At 70.9% G+C, this 3,380-nt stretch carries 4 protein-coding genes; 3 read left to right on the top strand and 1 reads right to left on the bottom strand.

Features of this window, described 5'->3' with window-relative positions; genetic code table 11:
• Both ABZT03_RS43450 and ABZT03_RS43445 read left to right on the top strand, forming a co-directional pair.
• Nucleotides 1–172: adenosylhomocysteinase (locus ABZT03_RS43450; RefSeq protein WP_356049739.1), on the top strand; the 172-nt coding region annotated here is incomplete at its 5' end.
• A gap of 141 nt (nt 173–313) precedes the next feature.
• Entirely contained in the window at nt 314–928 is a 615-nt protein-coding gene (locus tag ABZT03_RS43445; RefSeq protein ID WP_356049737.1) for a hypothetical protein, read from the top strand.
• An 18-nt stretch (nt 929–946) separates the two neighbouring features.
• Here the strand turns inward: ABZT03_RS43445 and ABZT03_RS43440 are convergent, their stop codons facing one another.
• Nucleotides 947–1,933, bottom strand: a complete 987-nt coding sequence (locus ABZT03_RS43440) for an RDD family protein (RefSeq protein ID WP_356049735.1) — start codon at nt 1,931–1,933, stop codon at nt 947–949.
• Between the two features lie 130 nt (nt 1,934–2,063).
• On the opposite strand from ABZT03_RS43440, the gene ABZT03_RS43435 reads away from it, so the two are divergent.
• Nucleotides 2,064–3,071 (top strand): stage II sporulation protein M, encoded by a 1,008-nt coding sequence (locus tag ABZT03_RS43435; RefSeq protein WP_356049733.1) that lies wholly within the window; start codon nt 2,064–2,066, stop codon nt 3,069–3,071.
• The last annotated feature ends 309 nt before the right edge of the window (nt 3,072–3,380 follow it).

Genomic DNA, 3,380 nt, shown 5'->3' with positions numbered 1-3,380 from the left:
GGACGAGTACCCGACCGACGTCTATGTGCTGCCCAAGCACCTGGACGAGAAGGTCGCCCGGCTGCACCTGGACGCGCTCGGCGTGAAGCTGACGCAGCTGCGTCCGGAGCAGGCGTCGTACATCGGAGTCGACGTCGACGGCCCGTACAAGTCGGACCACTACCGCTACTGAGTCCGCAGCCCCGCCCGCTGTGAGCGCGCCCGTGCACGGACGCGCTCACCGGCGGAAGGTCCTCCGAGACAGGCCCCCGCACCCCCGTGGCGGGGGCCTGCCCCTTTGGCCGGACCCGACCCGTCAAGACCCAGGACCCCCATGCCCCGCGGCCGTTATTCGCTCCACGATCCGCACGATCACACCCCCTTCGCAGACGAGCACTTCCAATGCGCCCCCGGTCCTTCCGGCTGGCGCTACGTCGCCCAGCGGACCAACCCCTCGGGCGACCCCACCGGTTCCGTCGACCTGGCCCTCGACGAGCTAGGCCGCCCCCTCCGCCTCGAACTCCACGCCGCCGGCTGGCAGGTACGCGGCGCCGCCCTCGACGGCGTCACCTGGGTCCGGACGGACCCCACCGGGACCCACGCCACCGAAGGCAACGTGCGCGCCCACGCCTTCACCGGCACATCCCCCGCTTTCCTCATCGCCATGACCCGCCTCCTGCGCCTCACCCCCTCCGCCTCGGCGACCCGTGTACGCCTCGTGGCCCTCACGGACCCAGTCCTCGCCCCCCGCACCGTGGACCAGTCCTGGGCCCTGCTGAAGAGAGAAACACACGGCACTGACAACGGCCCCCTGACCGTGGACGAATACCAGGTCACAGCCCTGGACACGGGCGAACGGCACGCCGTGCACATCGCCGGCGACGTGGTGCTCGCGGCCCCCGGCATCGAACTGGAAGACCTGGCTTCACCGCCGTCGACCTTCACCTGAGCCGACAGGAAGGGTGCGCTACGCCGGGGGCGCGAACCCGGTGGCCGGCCGGCCGTCCGGCGCGGACCCGCCGGCCGGCGGGACGACCTCCGGCGGCCCCACCGGCCGACTCGGCTGAGCCTGCGGCCCGAACCCCTCGGCCCCTGCCACCGAGAACCCTCCCGGCGGCGCGTACGAGCCGTACGAGTGGGAGGGACCGGGCGCCTGAGCCCCCTGGCCGTAGGGGGCCGGCGCACCCGTAACACCCCCGGCTCCGCCGTTCCCGAACGCCCGTCGGGCCTCCCGGGCCTGCCGCTCCTGCAACACCGCCGCCAGATAAGCGGCCGGCGGAACACCCTGGGGCGCCGGAGCACCGGTACGGGCCGCGACATCGGTGGCGAGTCGCTGCGCCATGGCCCAGCCGACCTGCGGGTCCAGCTGCCGCATGCGCGTCAGGTACTGCCGGACGGAGAGCCACAGGCTGTCGGGCACCGCAGACAGGTCGAGTTCCGAGAATCGCCCCGCGAGCCAGGGAGGCGGCGGCGGAACGAAGCCCGTACGGGCGGCCGGCACCCGCTCCCGTACGACCAGCGTGCCCGCGAACACGTCACCGAGCCGTCGGCCACGCGCCGACACCAGCGAGGCGATCACCGCGACGACCCCGAACGTCATCAGGATCTCCACCGCACCGATCGCACCCCGGACCAGCGCATGCCGGAACCGGATCGGGCCGCCGTCGTCCCGCACCACCCGCAGGCCGCACGCCAACTTGCCGAGCGAACGCCCGTGGCTGAGCGTCTCGACGGCGATCGGGCCGCCCACCAGCACGAGCAGGAACGCCGTGATGGACAGCGCGATCTGCGCGGCGTCGTCCAGTGAGGAGGTGGAGGCCGCCAGAGCGACCATCACGAGGATGTAGCAGACCACGGCCACGGCCAGGTCGAGCAGTACGGCCAGGGCCCTGCTGGGCAACCTCGCCGGGCGCACCTCCAGCGCCACCGCCTCACCCGTCACCAGCTCACTCACGCCCGCCGTCCTTCCCCTGGCCTGCCCTGCGAACGGCCAGTCTGCCAAGCTGAGGGCGCATCGCGTCGCAGTACGACAAGCTGACATCCACGACGAGCCGCCGACGAGCAGCCGAGGAGCAGGCAAACCGATGGACCTCGACGTCTTCGTCACCGCTCACCGGGCCGAATGGGACCGCCTCGACGCCCTGCTCCGTCGCGGGCGCCGGCTGAACGGCATCGAGGCCGACGAACTCGTGGCTCTCTACCAGCGCACCGCCACCCACCTCTCCCTCATCCAGTCCAGCGCCCCGGATCCGCAACTGACCGGTCGCCTCAGCCAACTCGTGGCACGCGCGCGCAACGCGGTGACCGGCACCCGGCGGGCCTCCTGGCGCGATGTCAGCCGCTTCCTGGCCCACACCTTCCCGGCGGCGGTCTACCGGTCGCGCCACTGGTGGGTGCCCACCGCCCTCCTGTCCACGGTCGTGGCAGCACTCCTGGGGTGGTGGATCGGCACACACCCCGAGGTGCAGGCCACCATCGCGGCCCCCACCGAACTGCGCGACCTCACCCGCCCCGGCGGCCAGTACGAGACGTACTACTCCAGCCATCCCGCGGCCTCCTTCGCCGCCCAGGTCTGGACGAACAACGCCCAGGCCGCCGCCATGTGCCTGGTCCTGGGCGTGTTCCTCGGCCTGCCCGTCCTGTGGATCCTCTTCCAGAACATGCTCAACCTCGGCGTCGGCTTCGGACTGATGTCGTCGGCCGGCCGTCTCGACACCTTCCTCGGGCTCGTCCTCCCGCACGGGCTGCTGGAGCTGACCGCGGTCTTCGTCGCCGCCGGCACGGGACTGCGCCTGGGCTGGACTGTGATCGACCCGGGCCCCCGCACCCGGCGCACGGCACTGGCCGAGGAGGGCAGGGCAGCCGTGGGCATGGCGATCGGACTCGCGCTGGTGCTCTTCGTCTCCGGCGCCATCGAGGGCTTCGTGACCCCGTCGGGACTACCCACCTGGGCCCGGATCAGCATCGGAATCGCCGCGGAACTGGCCTTCCTCGCCTACGTCTTCGTCCTGGGCGGACGTGCCGCCCGCGCCGGCGACACCGGTGACGTGGAGACGGCCGAGCGCAGCGCCACCGTCCCCACCGCCGCCTGATGTGCGTTCGACGCCGCTGAGCTGCTACTGTCTCCTTCGCCCCAAGAGAGCCGTTGACACGGAGGGACTGGGGAGGTAGATTCGAACAGTTGCCTGGAGCCGGGTTGGTATGCGGCTCGGCAGCGGATAGTATCTGTCTGCTTCTGAGAACCTCGATTTCGAAGAAGCCACTCCCCGATAAATCGGAAACAGACAGCCGGTAAGTCCGGCCGGAAACTTCTGATAAAGTCGGAACCGCCGGAAAGGGAAACGCGAAAGCGGAAACCTGGAAAGCACCGAGGAAATCGGATACGGAAACGGTCTGATAGA

It is taken from the genome of Streptomyces sp. NPDC005574, from assembly GCF_040605435.1.
Taxonomy (GTDB): Bacteria; Actinomycetota; Actinomycetes; order Streptomycetales; family Streptomycetaceae; genus Streptomyces.
This window is presented reverse-complemented; position numbering and strand designations above follow the sequence as displayed.

What these genes read in the sequence shown, in the direction of transcription:
- ABZT03_RS43445 (WP_356049737.1), top strand. Translation starts at nt 314, where the DNA reads ATGCCCCGCGGCCGTTATTCGCTCCACGATCCGCACGATCACACCCCC.
- ABZT03_RS43435 (WP_356049733.1), top strand. Translation starts at nt 2,064, where the DNA reads ATGGACCTCGACGTCTTCGTCACCGCTCACCGGGCCGAATGGGACCGC.